Origin of the sequence: Mycobacterium neumannii, assembly GCF_002245615.1 — a bacterium.
Lineage (GTDB): Bacteria > Actinomycetota > Actinomycetes > Mycobacteriales > Mycobacteriaceae > Mycobacterium > Mycobacterium neumannii_A.
In genome coordinates, this window is record NZ_NKCO01000027.1 from 37,543 (window position 1) to 52,333 (window position 14,791).

13 protein-coding genes are annotated in these 14,791 nt (G+C 68.0%); 1 reads left to right on the forward strand and 12 read right to left on the reverse strand.

The window, feature by feature from the left end; translation table 11 throughout:
* The first annotated feature begins 27 nt into the window (after window positions 1–27).
* Window positions 28–840: a DUF427 domain-containing protein gene (locus CEX88_RS22850; protein WP_094295252.1), complete on the forward strand. Its 813-nt coding sequence runs from the start codon at window positions 28–30 to the stop codon at window positions 838–840.
* Here CEX88_RS22850 and eccD read toward each other — a convergent pair.
* The 12 genes from eccD to CEX88_RS22910 all read right to left on the reverse strand — a co-directional run bounded on the left by eccD (window position 837) and on the right by CEX88_RS22910 (window position 14,756).
* Window positions 837–2,363: a type VII secretion integral membrane protein EccD gene (gene eccD, locus CEX88_RS22855; protein WP_094295253.1), complete on the reverse strand. Its 1,527-nt coding sequence runs from the start codon at window positions 2,361–2,363 to the stop codon at window positions 837–839. The two genes, CEX88_RS22850 and eccD, sit on opposite strands and share 4 nt — an antisense overlap.
* Entirely contained in the window at window positions 2,360–3,736 is a 1,377-nt protein-coding gene (locus CEX88_RS22860; protein ID WP_094295254.1) for an ESX-1 associated ATP-binding protein EpsI N-terminal domain-containing protein, read from the reverse strand. Before CEX88_RS22860 ends, eccD begins: the two co-directional genes overlap by 4 nt.
* Before the next feature lie 90 nt (window positions 3,737–3,826).
* Window positions 3,827–4,126, reverse strand: coding sequence for a WXG100 family type VII secretion target (locus CEX88_RS22865; protein WP_064394651.1), 300 nt, complete (start codon window positions 4,124–4,126; stop codon window positions 3,827–3,829).
* 28 nt (window positions 4,127–4,154) lie between these two features.
* Window positions 4,155–4,454 (reverse strand): WXG100 family type VII secretion target, encoded by a 300-nt coding sequence (locus CEX88_RS22870; protein WP_064394652.1) that lies wholly within the window; start codon window positions 4,452–4,454, stop codon window positions 4,155–4,157.
* A gap of 85 nt (window positions 4,455–4,539) precedes the next feature.
* Window positions 4,540–5,823 (reverse strand): PPE family protein, encoded by a 1,284-nt coding sequence (locus tag CEX88_RS22875; protein ID WP_094295255.1) that lies wholly within the window; start codon window positions 5,821–5,823, stop codon window positions 4,540–4,542.
* 50 nt (window positions 5,824–5,873) lie between these two features.
* Window positions 5,874–6,167, reverse strand: coding sequence for a PE domain-containing protein (locus CEX88_RS22880; RefSeq protein WP_066846603.1), 294 nt, complete (start codon window positions 6,165–6,167; stop codon window positions 5,874–5,876).
* A 166-nt stretch (window positions 6,168–6,333) separates the two neighbouring features.
* Entirely contained in the window at window positions 6,334–8,091 is a 1,758-nt protein-coding gene (gene eccCb / locus CEX88_RS22885) for a type VII secretion protein EccCb (RefSeq protein ID WP_066846599.1), read from the reverse strand.
* Window positions 8,088–10,319: a type VII secretion protein EccCa gene (gene eccCa / locus CEX88_RS22890; protein WP_094295256.1), complete on the reverse strand. Its 2,232-nt coding sequence runs from the start codon at window positions 10,317–10,319 to the stop codon at window positions 8,088–8,090. The genes eccCb and eccCa overlap by 4 nt, the downstream gene beginning before the upstream one ends.
* Entirely contained in the window at window positions 10,316–11,788 is a 1,473-nt protein-coding gene (eccB, locus tag CEX88_RS22895; protein ID WP_094295257.1) for a type VII secretion protein EccB, read from the reverse strand. The genes eccCa and eccB overlap by 4 nt, the downstream gene beginning before the upstream one ends.
* Before the next feature lie 2 nt (window positions 11,789–11,790).
* Window positions 11,791–13,512 (reverse strand): type VII secretion AAA-ATPase EccA, encoded by a 1,722-nt coding sequence (eccA, locus tag CEX88_RS22900; protein WP_094295270.1) that lies wholly within the window; start codon window positions 13,510–13,512, stop codon window positions 11,791–11,793.
* A complete protein-coding gene (locus tag CEX88_RS22905) occupies window positions 13,505–13,987 on the reverse strand; it encodes a secretion protein EspD (RefSeq protein ID WP_094295258.1) in 483 nt (160 codons plus the stop codon). Before CEX88_RS22905 ends, eccA begins: the two co-directional genes overlap by 8 nt.
* Window positions 13,977–14,756, reverse strand: coding sequence for an ESX secretion-associated protein EspG (locus CEX88_RS22910; RefSeq protein ID WP_202931622.1), 780 nt, complete (start codon window positions 14,754–14,756; stop codon window positions 13,977–13,979). The genes CEX88_RS22905 and CEX88_RS22910 overlap by 11 nt, the downstream gene beginning before the upstream one ends.
* Between the last annotated feature and the right edge of the window lie 35 nt (window positions 14,757–14,791).

Consider the following 14,791-nt stretch of genomic DNA (forward strand, 5'->3'; position numbering starts at 1 on the left):
CGCGGATAAGCGGACAAGGGGTGCCCGATGGCCGTTCGGATGGCCGACCTGCTGCGCGGAAGCCTCGACGCCCTGCGGTACGAACCGACGCCGAAGCGGATTCGCGTGGCCCTTGCCGGTGAACCGCTCGTCGACACCTGCGACGCCGTGCTGGTGTGGGAACCACGCCGGATCCTGCCGACGTACGCGGTTCCGGTCGCCGACCTCGCCGGGCAGCTGGTGCCCGCGGGCGCCGAATCCGGCGACGACGACGCGGATCGTCCCGGCGTCGACCGCGCGGTGCTCGATCCCACGGTCCCGTTCGGCACCCACTCGTGTCCCGGTGCCGAGTTCGACGTCATCGCCGGCGAGGAAACGGCACCCGCAGCGGCCTTCCAACCCGAGGACCCCGACCTCGCCGCCTACGCGGTCCTGAACTTCGGCGCGTTCGAATGGCACGAAGAAGACGAGCCGATCGTCAGCCACCCGCACGATCCGTATCACCGCATCGACATCCTCACGAGCAGCCGCCACGTCCGCATCGAATCCGACGGCCGCCTGCTCGCGGAGTCGAAACGCCCGATGCTGCTGTTCGAGACGCATCTACCGGTGCGGTACTACCTGCCGCGCGAGGACGTCGTCGCCGACCTCGACGACAGCGACACCATCTCCTACTGCGCGTACAAGGGGCGGGCGTCGTACTTCTCGGTGCCCGACGGGCCGCGCGACGTCGCGTGGACTTACCGCGATCCCCTGCCCGACGGCGAACGCGTCCGCGACCACATTTGCTTCTTCGACGAGCGCGTCGACGTCACCGTCGACGGTGAGCGTCGGGACCGCCCCGCGACGCAGTGGAGCTAGAACCGCAAGTTGCGCAGCAGGTCGTAGACCCCGGCGATCCACAGCAGCATCGGGATCACCGCGGCGATCGCGGCGCCGTCGAGCAGTTCGAGGATCCGCTTCGTCACCGGTGAGATCCGGCGCAGGCTCGCCGTGGCACCGACGGCGGTCAATGCGACGATGCCCGCGAGCGCGTAGATCGCCAGGACCAACCCGGCCCTGTCCGGATACCACAGGCACAGCCGAACCATCACGCCCGTCGGGATGGCAACGGTAGCCGTCAACAGCGCCCAGGCACACCATCTTTCGGCATACAACCGGGACCGGAATCCACAGATCACCGCGGTCAGGCCCGCGACGCTCATGCTGTGCACGAAGAAGTGGCCCTGCGTCAGGACCGCGATCGCGCCGACCGACAGCACGAGGGCGCCCGCCGTGACGAATCCGATCAACAGCCGCCTGGCCAACTGACTGCGCTCGTGCAGGCGCGTCGCCGACTCCGGAACAGAGGCGATGATCGCCTGCCAGGTCGGCGACTCCTCCTCGCTGTGCGATGTCGCGACGGGATCGAGCAGTTCGTCGTTCGACACCGTCTCCCCCGGGGCCGGGATCGGCGGCAACGCGATGCGGGCGACCGCGACGGTCAGTTTGGCGGCATTGGTGACCACGATCAGACCGAACGCAATCGCTCCCGTGGGCACCCAGTGCTGCCATCCGTAGCCGAAGGCCACCGCCGCAGCCGTCGCCGCGATCGACGCGATCGCCAGGAACGACGCCAGCTCCGCTCTGCGGCGGGGCCCGCCGCGTGTGGCCAACGTCAACAACAACACCACCGCGGAGGCACCCGCGATCTGCGGTGCGCCCAGCGAGTCGACGCCCCGGGGAAGGGGGACCGCCAGGGCCACCGCACCCGCGAGCGTCGGCAGCGCCGCCGTCAACAGGCTCTCGGCCAGGTCGACGTTCCGGTAGCGGTTGTTGGCCACCGCGCTACCGCCGAGCAGACCCAACCCCAGCACTCCGAGAGCGACCGCCCACCACCAGTCGTGCCCGGCGCGCGACCACGCCAGCATCGCCATCGCCGTGACGACCACCGATACCAGCGGAATGGCCACTCCGACAAAGCGGTTCAGAGCCGAGCGGTCGAACTCCGGCGACTCGTCCAGTACGGCGATCGCGTCGATGACATCCTCGACGAGCGGTCGATAGCGCTCGGTGCGGCTGACCGAGACCAACGTCAGCAGCGATCCGTCGACGACCCCCGCCTCGTCAAGCGACTCGCTGAACCTCAGCGGCGGCGCACCCGGCCTGGCGAACGCCCACACGCCCTGTGCCTTGAAGTCGAACCCCGCCAATACATCCTTGGGTGTGTCCTCGAGAAGCTCGGCCAACACCGAGACGGTCTCGTCGATGTAGGTTTCGATCGGCGCCGCCGCAGGCAAGACCAGATCGGTCATGCGCCGTCCGGTGAGGATGGTGACCCGGGTGGTCGACGGCCGCCCGGGCGTGACGCTCGAGGCGGATGTCGCTGCGGCGGTTGAGGTCACCGGCGTTCGAGCCTGTCGAAGTCGTCGGACAGGGCGGCGGCCAGCTCGACGATCCGGCGCCGGAACGTCTTGCCCAGCAGATCCAGCTGGATCTCGGTGCCCGCTGCGATGTGCTTGTCGTACGGCAGCACGATGACCCGCCCCGGCGGTACGTGGCGCTCGAACTGCGCGACGAGATCTTCGACGTCGATGTTCGGCTTGCCGGACACGATGTGGTTGATCACCACGCACGAGCGGCTGAGCAGATCCTGATATCCGTTCTGCCGCAACCAGTCCATGGTCATCGCGGCCTGCCGGGCACCGTCGATCGACGCGCTCGCCACGATGACCAGGCCCGAGACGGTCGACAGCACACCGCGGGCGGCGGGCTGGAACAGTCCGGCTCCGCAGTCGGCGAGCACGAGGTTGTAGTAGCGCGACACGATGTTCGTCACGCCCTTCCAGTCCTCGTCGTTGAACTCGCGCCGGGCTCCGCTGTACTCCTCGCTCGAAAGTACCTCGAGGTTCGCGCCGTTCATGCTCGTGTAGGCGCGGATGTCGTTGTAGCGCTGCAGTTCTTTGTCGGCGAGCAGATCGGCGATGGTGGCCGCGGACTGGCGGCCGGCCCGGTCGGCGAGGTTGCCGCCGTCGGGATCCGCGTCGACGGCCAGGATTCGGTCGCCGCGCACCTTGCTCATCGCCGAACCGAGCGCGACGGTCACGGCGGTCTTGCCGACACCGCCCTTGAGCCCGAACACACCGATCTGGTAGGAGTCCCTGGCGTTCCGGCGAATCCGGGTGTGCAGTTCCATCTCGTAGAGCTCGTCGGGTGACAAGCCCAGGTTGATCCGCGTCAGCATGTAGAGCACGTGGCGCCAGCCCCGCTGCGAGGGCATCTTCACCGCCGACTTCACCCCGACATGCGACAGCGCGTCGATCGCGCGGTGATTGCCGATGGTGGCCGCCGACGTCTGCGCGGGCGGGGCACTGGCGAGGGCGCCGTTCTTCTCCGATTCGGCGAAGTGCTGGCTCGGCGCGGGTGCGGGCGCAGGCCGCGGCGCCGGTGCGGGCGCCGAGCGTGGCTGCTCGAACCGTGCGCCGGCCGGTCCGCCGCTCATCGGCACGCGCATCATCGAATTCGGTTGCGGCGGCGGTGGTGTCGACCGCGCGGCCGGCATCTGCGTGGTGATCTCGTTCTGCTGCGGCGGCGGCGCCTGTTTGGTCTGTCCGACCGACACCGTCGGCCCCGTCATCTCGACAGGGACGTGGCCACTGGGCACGGGTGCGGGCGGGCGCGTGGCCGCACTGGTGGTGTCGCGATCCACTGCGTCGTCGTCGGCTGTTTGGACAGCGTCTCCCGCGGAGTGGAAAAGCCGGTCATAGTCTGCCGACATGAGAACCTCTCTATGTAGTCGCTAAGCGAGGACACACGCGGTGGGCAAGACCCCCCGGAAGGATGAAACCTGCCCACCCGCGCGCAGTTCCTATCCGCCGAACGAGCTTTCGATCATCTTGTCGGCCTGGAACATGGTCCCCCCGCTTCCGCCCGCCTCCTGGATGGTGGCGGCGAGTTGCCGGAGGGCGGCGTTGAGCTCGGCCGAAGCGGTGTCCCAGCGCATCTGCACGGCCTGGTAGGCCTCCGAGCTGGTGCCGCCCCAGACTCCGGCGAGAGCGGTGAGAGAGGCCTTGCCCTCCTCGAGCAGACCCTCGGTCCGGCCGACGGCGGTGTTGATCTCGGCCGACGACCCGTCGATCGCCGCGTAGTTGTAAACCTTTTCGCTCATGGTGTGTTCTCCGTTCGTCGGGTTGGGTTCAGAACTGCATCGCGGTCGACAGCGCCGCGGACTGGTCGCTATCCGTCGCGGCGTACTGCGCGCCGGCGGAGTGGATGTTGGCCGAGATGTCGTTGAGCGCCTGGACCTGACGAACGGCGGCTTCGTGGAAGCGCATCAGGGCGGCTTGTGCGGCCGAGCCGGCCTCGCCGATCAGCTGCGCGGACAGGGCGCCTGCCGTGGACTCCACCTGTCCGATGACGGCCTGCAGCTCTCCACCGATCCGTTCGAAGTTCGCTGCCTCCTTGGCGAGGACAGCAACATCGGTATTCATTGCCATGCTGGATACTCTTTCTCTCTTCCTCTGTCCTCACCATCGCTGGCGAGTCTTTCCGGTCGGGTGACCGGGAAGTCGTGGTGGACGATCACCAGTCGTCGTCCTCGTCTTCGCCGAGGTCCTGGGGTAGGACCCGCGGCGCCGTCAATCCGTGCTTGCTTCCCCCGCTGGTCGCTCGCTGGCCCATCTGGCCCATCGGTCCGGCACCGCCTCCCGCGCCGACCGGTGCCAGCCCGGCACCGCCTGCGCCGGCTGCCGCGCCCGGCCCGCCGGACATCGCGGCGGGCTGACCGATCAGGTCGGCCATCAACGGGGTGCGGGCCATCGTCCCGCCCGCACCGGGCAACGACGCGGCTCGCACGAGCCCCGCGCCGGACGTCGCCCCCGAGCCACCTGCCAGCGGGTGATTCGACAGCGGGCTGGCCCCGACCAGGCCCACCTGCATCTTCTCGCTGCCCAAGCTGCTTCCGAGCTGGGTGAACAACGAGGTGACCTGTTGCAACGGCTGGGTCATCTGCTGCACCGGCTGCATCACCATCTGCATGCCCTGCTGCGGCACCTGCGCCAATGACGACCCCAACTGCGACGCCATCTGCATGCCCTGCTGGGTCATCTGGTTCGGGCTCGCCGCCCGCTGGGCGAGGTTCTCGGCCTTCTGCACCTGACCCTCGGCCTGCTGGGCCGACATGCCGATCTGGGCGGTCGCGCGTCCACCCTGCAGCACCGCCGACTCCATCGAGGCCTGAGTGCTCACCTGCGCGATCACGGCGTTGCGCATGGCCGTCATCGGCGCCGACGCCGCGGCGTACCCAGCCGCGACCGCCGTCGCGCCGGCGGCCACACCGGGCATCACGATCGGCTTGGGGGGCATGATCGGTTCGAACAGGAGGTTCACGGCGGTCTCGGCCTGGTAGACGTCCATCGCCCCGGCCGCTTGGTTCCACATGCGGACGAAGTAGTCGAACTCGTTGACCCCGATCGGCACCGTGTTGACGCCCAGGAAGTTGGTGGCTTCGAGCACCGCGTGGGTGATGTGGTTCTGCTCGATCTCCGGCAGAGGCGGCGTGGTGGCCATCGCGAGGCTGTAGGAGTTCGCCTGCGCGGTGGCCTGCAGCGCCCGCTTTTGGGCCTGCGCGGACACGGTCCGCAGCCACGCCACCATCGGCATCGTCGCGGCCACGACCCGCTCGCTGGCCGTACCACTCCACACCGCCGTCAGCGACGCCAGGCTCGCGGCCAATTCGTCGGCCTGTGTTTCCAGCGAGATCGCCAACGCCTCCCAGCCCGCGGCGGCCTGCAGCATCGGCGCCGCGCCCGCGCCGGCCATCAGCCGGGCGGTATTGAATTCTGGCGGCATGGCGTGCCAGAACATCGTCTAGGTCTTCCCTGGTTCGTCGAGTGAGGGTGTGCGGTGGTCCGCGCTCAGAACGTCGTGGCGTTCGCGCCGTCCACGGCGGTGTAGATCCCCGCGCCTTCGATGACGGCCGCGCCCATCCGGGCCAGTTCCTGCTGGGCAAAAGTGTTCATCGCGAGCGTTTCCACGCCCTCGGCCGCGAAAGCGACCGCCGCCTGCGCCGACACCTCATCGGCACCGGCCGGAACCACTGCGGTGACCGCCGCACCGGCAGTGGTGCCCGCGGCGAGGCCACGGGTGCCGTTAGCCACGACCTGGGCGCCGACTCCGACCGCACCCGGATTGTGCATCAACGGTTCCATCTGTTCGTCTCCTCGTGGGTCATGAATTCAATGCGTATGAACTTGTGCACGCTCGGACGCCGCTGTCCGCCAGCCAGGAACCGTTCCCCGACCTCTTTGCTAAGGCCTTGCCACAAAATTTGCTGGCGTGTGTCGACCAATCTTAACCGCGGCCCAGGGGTGCTCATTACACAACTTCTTCCGGGGGGTCCACATACGCCGCCTGGATGACTTCCTTGCCATCCGGTGAGACCAGAAATCCCTGGCCGGGGGGACGACGCTTGAGCCTGACTTCGCTCGAGGGAAACTCCTGTTTCTCTCCCGAGAGAAACAGCGTCGGAGATCCGGCGCCGTACGCGGCGCCCACGAACTTGTCCATGGTGGCGCGGTGTGCCTGGCTCATCTGACAGGTGACGATGATGTGCAGGCCGATGTCGGCGGCCGCGGGCAGCAGCGGAAACAGCGGTGCCATCGGCGGCACCACACCACTGGCGGCCACGATCATGTGCCAGTCGTCGACGAGCAGCACCACATCCGGCCCGCTCCACCAGGACCGGGCGCGCAGCTGGGCCGTGGTGAGGTCCGCGGGCGGGAGCCGCCTCTGAAGGTTGATGGCGAACGCCTTGATCGCCTCTTCCAGGCTCGCGTTGTTGCGGTTGATGGCACCCGCTGCCAGAAGATGTGTCTCCGGAACCGCGTCCAGCAGGCCGGACCGGTAGTCCGCCAGCATGAATCGCACCTGGTCGGGGCTGTTGCGCGCGCAGATCGCTTGCGCAACAGCGTGTGCGATTCGCGTCTTGCCCGACTTGGGCCCGCCGAAGATCAACATGTGCGGTGTGGTGTGCATGTGGTTGTAGGCCACCGCCATGTCGGATTCGCGCAGACCCAGCGGCACCGTCCACCGCGTGCGGTAGTCGGCGTCCGGGCCGGGCGGGTTGGGGTCCAGGTGGTGCAGGTAGATGCGTTCGGGCAGGACGCGCACCTTGGGTGCCTGGTCGGTGTGCCGCGCCGCGATCACCTGGACCGCATCGGACATCGCGGTGACGAGGTTGTCGGCGCTGTGCACGCCGTCGAGCCGCGGCACTCCGATCATCAAGTGGTGCTTCTCCATCGACACCGCGCGGCCGGGCCGGTTGGCCGGGATCTCGCGGGTGATGCGGTCGATCTGCGTCTCATTGACGTCGCCCAAACGGAACTCGACCTTCGTGCCGAGGTAGTCGCGCACGCGCGCCTTGAGCTCGGTCCAGCGCGGCGTCGAGATCACCGTGTGCACACCGAACTGCAGACCCTGGCCGGCGAGATCCTGCACGACGGGCTCGAGGTCAGCGAACTCCGCGACGAATGCCGGCCATCCGTCGATGACCAGGAACACGTCGCCGAACGGATCGGCGGCCAGCGGATGGTTCGCGTCATCGCGCATCTCGCGATAGGCGGCCATCGATCCGACGCGGTACTGCTTGAACATCGCCTCACGTTGCCGCAGAACGCCTTTCATCTCGGCGACGACACGGTTGACCCGGTCCGGCTCCGAGCGCGTGGCGACACCGCCGACGTGCGGTAGGTCCTCGAGGTACAGCAGGCCGCCGCCGCCGAGGTCGACACAGTAGAACTGGACCTGCCGGGGCGTGTGGGAAGCGGCCGCTGAGAGGATCAACGTCTGCAGGAAGGTGGACTTGCCGGTCTGTGGTGCGCCGCCGACGGCGATGTTGCCGCCTGCCGACGACGTGTCGATGCCCCACACCTCCTGGCGGTGCCGGCGCGGTTCGTCCATGATGCCGAGGCCGAAGCGCAGCGGCTGACGCTGCCGGTCGTTGGCGATCAGTTCGTTGACCGGTGTCGGATCGGCCAGCGGCGGCAACCACATCCGATAGGCGCGGGTCTCTCCGGTGGTCAGCTGGTCGAGGACCACCTCGCGGAGCACCCGCTGGTCGGGTTCGATGCTCATGACGTCACCGCCGTCTCCGGAATCGGCGCCGCGGTGAACGGCCGGATTCGCAGCCGGGTCTGACCGGTGGCCTGGGGTCGTGCTTCCCCGTTGTCCTGCCGCGCGGCGGTCGGCACATAGTTGACACCGGTGTAGACGCTGTGGAACTTGACCGGGTCCTCCATACCGACGCGAAGGAAGCCGACACCGCTTTCCTTGTTCGTGATGTACTGCGCCTCAGGGGTTCCGATCACGGCCTTGGATTCCGCGGAACTGGTGGTGCGCAACGCGATCCGGTAGGTCAGGTTCGGCTCGAGCTTGTCGATGCGCACCCCGCCGGTGTTCAGCGACTGCGTCGCCAGCAGCAGGTGCACCCGCAACGAGCGGCCCACCCGGCAGATCCGGTCGAACAACGCGATGAAGTCCGGGTGGTTCTGCAGGAGTTCGGCGAACTCGTCGACCACGACGAAAAGTGTTGGCAGCGGCGGCAGGTCGGCCCCGCGTTCGCGATGCTTTTCGTATTCGGCGACGCCGGACAGCGCGCCCGCCGCGCCGACCTGTATACCGGCCTGCCGCAGGATGGACTGCCTGCGGTCCAGTTCACCGCTGAGCACCTCGCCCATGCGGCTGACCAGTTCGGCTTCCTCTTCCATGTTGGTGACGACGGCGGCGGTGTGGGGCAGCTTCTCCATGCCCAGGAATGTCGAGCCACCCTTGAAGTCGGTGAGCAGCAGGTTGACCTGGTCGGGGTGGTGGGTGGCCGCCAGCGAGAGGATCAGGGTGCGGAGAAACTCCGACTTACCCGAACCCGTTGTCCCGATGAGCATTCCGTGCGGACCGGCACCGAACTCAGCGCCTTCCTTGATGTCGAGGTGCATGATGTCGCCGGTCTTGAGTTCGTGACCGAACGGGATACGCAGCCGGTCGCGGTCGGCGTCGCTGAACATGCGCCACCGCGCCGGGGTCACCTCCTCGATCGACTGCGCCCCGACCAGTTGATGCCATTCGGTGGCGACCTTCTTGTGCACCCGCACGCTCTTGTCGATGATCGTGCCGGTGATCGACCAACCCGCCAGCTTGCGCGCGATGCGGGCGGCCTGCCCCGGTGCCATCTGGTCGACCGTCGACGTGATGAGCCGGAAGGTCTGGTTGGGCAGCCGATCGTCGGCGGTGCCGTCGTCCGCCACCCGGATCCGGTAGGCCGAGCCGCGGTGGTTGCCGAGCGTGATGACCGTGACGCCGGCCCGGCCGTCTACCGGGAACCCGGCCTTACCCCCGGTCAGGTCGAAGACGACGACGTACGGTCCGCTGGGCGCCGCGTCCGCGGTGTGGGGGCCGCGCGCAGTCAGGTCGCTCAGGCCGTCGGGGCGGGTGAAGATCATCCGGGTGGGCCCTGCCGCGTCCGTGTCGGTCTGATGCTGCACATGCGGTAACCATTTGAGCCAGGCCCAGTTCGGGTCCTCGGGGTTGTCGATGAGCACCCGCATCTGCAGCAGGTCCGGCGGGTGGAACACCGCGAGGTGACAGATCATGGCGGTGAGCAGCCCCGCCGCGCCGTCCGGGTCACCGCCGATCGCGATGGTCGGAAAGGTACGCAGCTGCAGTAGTTTCGGGCAGTCGTGGATGAGCCCGTGGGTGCGCAGGAACTTCGTCACCCACATGTGGCTCACCGGTTCCAGGTGCGGTTGCGGTGCGCCCTGCGGACCGGCCAGCTCACCGCCGACCGCCGGCTTCAACAGCCGGTCGACCGCGGGTTCGGTACCCAGCCCGATCCGGGTCGCGGCGTAGAAGTCGGCGTTGGTCTGCCGGGACCACTGGCGGTTGGTGCCGATGATCGACAGCAGGTCCTGCGGGTGTGGCGCGTGGTAGTTGAAGAACGTCACCTGAGCGGCCGCCGACGATGTGACGCGGGTGCGGAGCCCGGCCAGGTAGCGGAGATATTCCTTACGGTCGGCGTTGATCTCGGGGACACGCTTGCCGCCGGGGCCGCCTCCCGCCATGAATCCGACGGTCGCCATGATCATCATCAACGGCATCATCAGCATGTACGGCGACAGTTGCCGGATACCGGTGAAGATCATGATCGCGATCATCCCGAGCATGCCGCCGCCCATCACCCACGGCAGCGCCTTCTGGATGCCCGACGGCGGGATCTCGACTCCCAGGTCTTCCGGCGGTGCGACGTTGATCTCACCGGGCGTCAGCCTCGGCCCGCGCTTGATGATCGGGGTGAACTTCTTGGTCGTCATCGGCCGCCTCCGGACTGCGCTGCGGCCGACTCGGCGGCAGAGTCCCCACCGACCCTGCGCGGGTTGGGATCCGGTGGCAGGGTGTCGTGTTCGATGAGCGCCGCCTCTTTCGACAGCACCGGGCCGTCCATCAGAAGTCCGACCACCTGCCACGGCGCGGTCGTCGGACCGGTGAGCCCGAGTGTCTTGCCGGTGTCGGCGTTGGGCAGCCCGTACCGGACGCCCTGCGGATCGATGTAGTAGAGGCTCTCGCCGTACCGCGGATCGGGCGACTGCAACTGGATGTACTGTCCGCCGTCGATGTAAACCGTTGCCTCACCCCCGATCTGCTCGATGCCGGTGCCCATCGCCGACGGTGCGATCGGCAGGTGCCGCCCCGCGATCACCGTCGTCTTCGGCGCCTGATCCCCCGGCTCGCGCTGCCACGCCCAGCACAATGTTGGGGTGTCCTCGCGCGGCAGGATCTCCAACGGTTTGTCGGGCAGCGGTGAGGCGAAGACATGTTCGGGGATCCGGGCGACGACGCTTGCCTCCACCGACGGCGGCGTGACCAGACCGAACGAGTTGGTCGCGCGCAGCGCGGCGGCGGTGGTGTCGTTGATCCTCGCGACACCGTCGGGCAGCACCACGAAATACTGTTCGCCGTCCTCGGTCAGCGCCTTGAACACCGAGCCGATTACGAGATTGGGCGGCAGCCCAACCGAATTGGGAGCCCCCAAGGCCGGGATGTCGGGAAGACGCCAGGGGCCCGCGTTGGGAAGCGCGTTGAACAACCCCTGCGAAATCGGCGTCGCCCGCGCTGTCACCGGGACTCCGACCGCCGAGGTGACCGCGCGATCGGCGAGATCGATGTCGTGCCTGCCGCTTTCGGTCACCAGCCAGATGTCGTTCTCGTAGGCGACCAACATGCCCTGATCGGGGCGCATCGGCGCGACCGAGGCGTCGGTGACCAGGGGCCGGACGATGATCGAGGATTCCAGGTTCGGCGCCACGCTTTCGGGCTTGGTGACGGTGTCACACAGCGTCCACATCGAGTTCGCGCCGCCGACCGGCGTCGCGTAAGGCGCCCCGGGGATTCCGATCGACTGACCCTTCGGCATGCGGTTCAACTCGTCGGACTTGACCGCCACCGGTGTCCCGGGGTTACCGAGCACGAGCCGCGCCGAGGTCAGGTTGTACACCGGCCGCAACTGACCGCTGCCGGGCAGTACCACATAGAGCTGATTGGTGTTGCGATCGACGAGAAGCGTGTCATCGCCGCGCTTTCCGAGCGGCTTGAAGTACGCCAGCAGCGCGGCACCCAGGCATACCGCCACCGCGATGATCACGCCCGCGGAGACGGCGCGGCTGTAGAACTGCAGCGGGTCGTCGAACATCCGGGTGTCGCGGCGCACGATCGCGTGCTCGACGCGTCGAAGCAGGAAGCGCCAACCGCTGACCTGCACCTTGGTGGTGAGCCGGAATCCCATGGCTAATCACCGATGCTCAGACGTGCGTGGACCGCGCCGATCGCGGCGGCCATGTCCTCACCGTTGATCTCGCTGAGCTGTTCGTCGCCAAGGCTGTCGATGTCGAGCGAACGGGCCAGCCGCATGTCACGGTTCTGTTCGCCCGCCTCGACCAGTTGGCGGGCATAGCGGCCGTTGCCTGCGATGTCGAGCGCGGGTTTGCCGTTGAGCGTGCGGCTGCTCAACAGGGTGGCGGCCTCGAGCACCTGCTTGGCGGCCTGCTCGTCCAGCGACGAGTCATTGGCACGGGCAATCACTTCGGCGATCTCGACGATTTCACCGGGGGTGTAGGAGTCGAACTCGATGCGGGTGGCGAACCGCGACCGCAGGCCGTCGTTCGATTCCAGCAGGCGGTCGATGTCGGCGCTGTAGCCGGCGATGATCACCACCAGCCTGTCCCGGTCGTTCTCCATCCGGGCGAGCAGCGTGTCCAGTGCCTCGGTGCCGAACGGGTCGGCGCGGCCGTCGCGTTCCTGCACCAGTGTGTAGGCCTCGTCGATGAACAGCACACCGCCGAGGGCGCGGTCGATCGTGCGGCTGGTCTTGACCGCCGACTGCCCCTCGTACTCGGCGACGAAGTCCTTGCGGGAGGACTCGACGAGCTTCGGCTCGGTGATGACGCCGAGGCCCGCCAGGATATTGGCGACGACACGGGCGATCGTCGTCTTGCCCGTGCCGGGCGGACCGGCGAAGATCATGTGCTTGGACGTCTGTGCGACCTTCATCCCGCGCGCCGCGCGGATCTTGGCCATCTGCGTCGCGGCACGGTAGGCCTCGATCTGCTCCTTCACCCGCGTCAGCCCGATCTGTCGGTCGAGTTCGGCCTGCGCCTCGGCGAGGAGCCGCTCGCGACCGGAGGTGTCGGCCTCGACACTGCTCGGGTCCCACGGATCCTTGCGCGCCGCGATCTGCTCCGCGGTCGTGGTCGTGAGTCGGTATGACGGGTCGCGGAGTGCTTCAACGACTTTCGGGGCGGGATGGGTGGCCTGCAACCATTCCAGCAGTGCGACCGCCGACTCTTCGTTGCCCTGGCTGCGGCGCGTCATCGCCAGGAACCACGCGATGGCCGGGGCGCACGCCTCCCCGGCGGGTGAGGAGTTGGACTCGGTGAGCCGTCGTTCGGCCTCGGTGAACAGCCCGAGGTTGGCCGCCGCGACGCCGTGCGCCACACCTGCGGCCGCGGCGAGGAATTTGTCTGGCCACGCGGCGGCGCCGCGGACCTGGTCGATCACATCGGTCCAGCGCTCGGCGGCGGCGTAGATCACGGCCTTAATCCAGGCCACCAGGTGCTCGGCCCCGGCGGCCGGGGCGTCGTCGAGAGCCTCCATCGCGTCGGCGTAGTTGCCGATCGACGCCTCGTTGGCGGCGAAACCCATAGTGATGGCCAGCGGCGAATTCACCGGGTAGGTGATGTCGCCGAACCCCCCGCCGATCGGCACCCGAGCGTTGAGGCTGTTCATCGAGATCTCGGCCGAACCGGCGAGCTGACCGAAGTTGGCGCGGGAGTACCAGGCGCGGAACAGCGTGACCCTGTCGGTGTCACCGCAACGGATGCGGCCCACCCACGCGTCGCAGGCCGATTCGTCGAAAGTGGTGATCTCCGTGAAGATCTCGAATGAGCGCGCGGGTGTGCTGGCCAACATGCCGACCGCGCTTCCGAACAGGCTGGCGAGATGCTCAGTCATGGCCACCGGCATATCTTGTCGTGAACACGCGGGTGCGCTCGGCGCGGGCTTGTTCCGGGCTGGGGAGGCCGAGATCGCGGGTGAGGAAGTCGCGGGTTGCCGCGTCGTCGTGGCCCTGTTGGCGCATGCCCTCGAGCATGCTGACGTATTGCGTCGACTTCGCGTCTTGGCTGGCGAGCCCGGCGACGACGAGGACCTCTTCGGCGAGCTTGGCCTCTGCGAGCCCACTTGCTCTGGGAGATAGCTTGATTCGACTGATCCGGCCGTCGGACAAGGCGCTGACGGAGACGGTGCCGGGCGGATTGGTCACAGTGGCGACGGGGAGCGGCGGTTCGGTGGCGCCGGTTGCGCCCGGGCCGTAGCCATCCAGGGCGTCGAGCACGGAGTCGTCGGAGACCTCGGGTGGGCTGAAATCGAGCGCGGCCATGTCGTCGCGCTCGTCGTCGGCATCGTGTTGAGACCGCTCATCCACCATGCGCGGCCTCTGCTGGGTCGAGCGTGGCGTGCTCGAACCACGTTCTGGACGGCAGGAATTCGATCAAGCCGTCCAGCGCGCGCTGCAGGTTCTCGGTGCTGCCGGGCAGGAAACTGCCATACAGTTCACCGCTCACCCGCCGGGGAATCGACACGATCCGTCCGTACTTCGAGTCCAGCACGCCCGCGGCGACGTCGGCTTGGGTGAACGTTCCGCCCGGATGCCGCTCGATCGCGGTGATCTCCGCCCAACTCTCCGGGTCGGCGATGATGTCGGCGTAGGCGCGCGCCGACGACGGGCCGATTCCGTAGGCCGCGATCTGGTTTGCGTCGCGGCATGCGGCGAGTTTGCTCGCCACACCCGTCAGCGGTTCGAAGTCGGCCGGCGTCGCGGTGCCCAGCACCGTCATGACCATGGCCGCCAAACCGACCTGGGGAGCCACCCGCTGCAACACGAGCATGTCGCCGTCACGGGCCGCGACGACATGGCGGTCACCTTTGCGGCAGACCACGAAGCGGATCAGCTTGCCGCCGACGTCGCGCCGCCACCAGCGTGCTTCCAACGTGCGGTCCGCCCGGCTCAACGTGTCGACCATCGCCGCCACCTCGGGGTGCGGGTGGCCGAAGACGTCGAGCACGCCCTGTGCGGTCAGATCGCGAGCGACCTGATCCCACACGCGGTCGCGCAGTTCCGGCTGGGGGATGTTCAGCCGGATGCCCAAGGCGGTGGGGAATTCCATCAGGCCGAGCCGGTCGGCGATGACCAGCATGCCGTCGATGGTGACCTCGACGCCCACGACGTCGT

What these genes read in the sequence shown, in the direction of transcription:
- CEX88_RS22910 (WP_202931622.1), bottom strand. Translation starts at nt 14,756, where the DNA reads ATGCTGGTCATCGCCGACCGGCTCGGCCTGATGGAATTCCCCACCGCC.
- CEX88_RS22875 (WP_094295255.1), bottom strand. Translation starts at nt 5,823, where the DNA reads ATGTTCTGGCACGCCATGCCGCCAGAATTCAATACCGCCCGGCTGATG.
- CEX88_RS22860 (WP_094295254.1), bottom strand. Translation starts at nt 3,736, where the DNA reads ATGTCGGCAGACTATGACCGGCTTTTCCACTCCGCGGGAGACGCTGTC.
- CEX88_RS22850 (WP_094295252.1), top strand. Translation starts at nt 28, where the DNA reads ATGGCCGTTCGGATGGCCGACCTGCTGCGCGGAAGCCTCGACGCCCTG.
- CEX88_RS22870 (WP_064394652.1), bottom strand. Translation starts at nt 4,454, where the DNA reads ATGGCAATGAATACCGATGTTGCTGTCCTCGCCAAGGAGGCAGCGAAC.
- CEX88_RS22865 (WP_064394651.1), bottom strand. Translation starts at nt 4,126, where the DNA reads ATGAGCGAAAAGGTTTACAACTACGCGGCGATCGACGGGTCGTCGGCC.
- CEX88_RS22905 (WP_094295258.1), bottom strand. Translation starts at nt 13,987, where the DNA reads ATGGTGGATGAGCGGTCTCAACACGATGCCGACGACGAGCGCGACGAC.
- eccCb (WP_066846599.1), bottom strand. Translation starts at nt 8,091, where the DNA reads ATGAGCATCGAACCCGACCAGCGGGTGCTCCGCGAGGTGGTCCTCGAC.
- eccA (WP_094295270.1), bottom strand. Translation starts at nt 13,512, where the DNA reads ATGACTGAGCATCTCGCCAGCCTGTTCGGAAGCGCGGTCGGCATGTTG.
- eccB (WP_094295257.1), bottom strand. Translation starts at nt 11,788, where the DNA reads ATGGGATTCCGGCTCACCACCAAGGTGCAGGTCAGCGGTTGGCGCTTC.
- CEX88_RS22880 (WP_066846603.1), bottom strand. Translation starts at nt 6,167, where the DNA reads ATGGAACCGTTGATGCACAATCCGGGTGCGGTCGGAGTCGGCGCCCAG.
- eccCa (WP_094295256.1), bottom strand. Translation starts at nt 10,319, where the DNA reads ATGACGACCAAGAAGTTCACCCCGATCATCAAGCGCGGGCCGAGGCTG.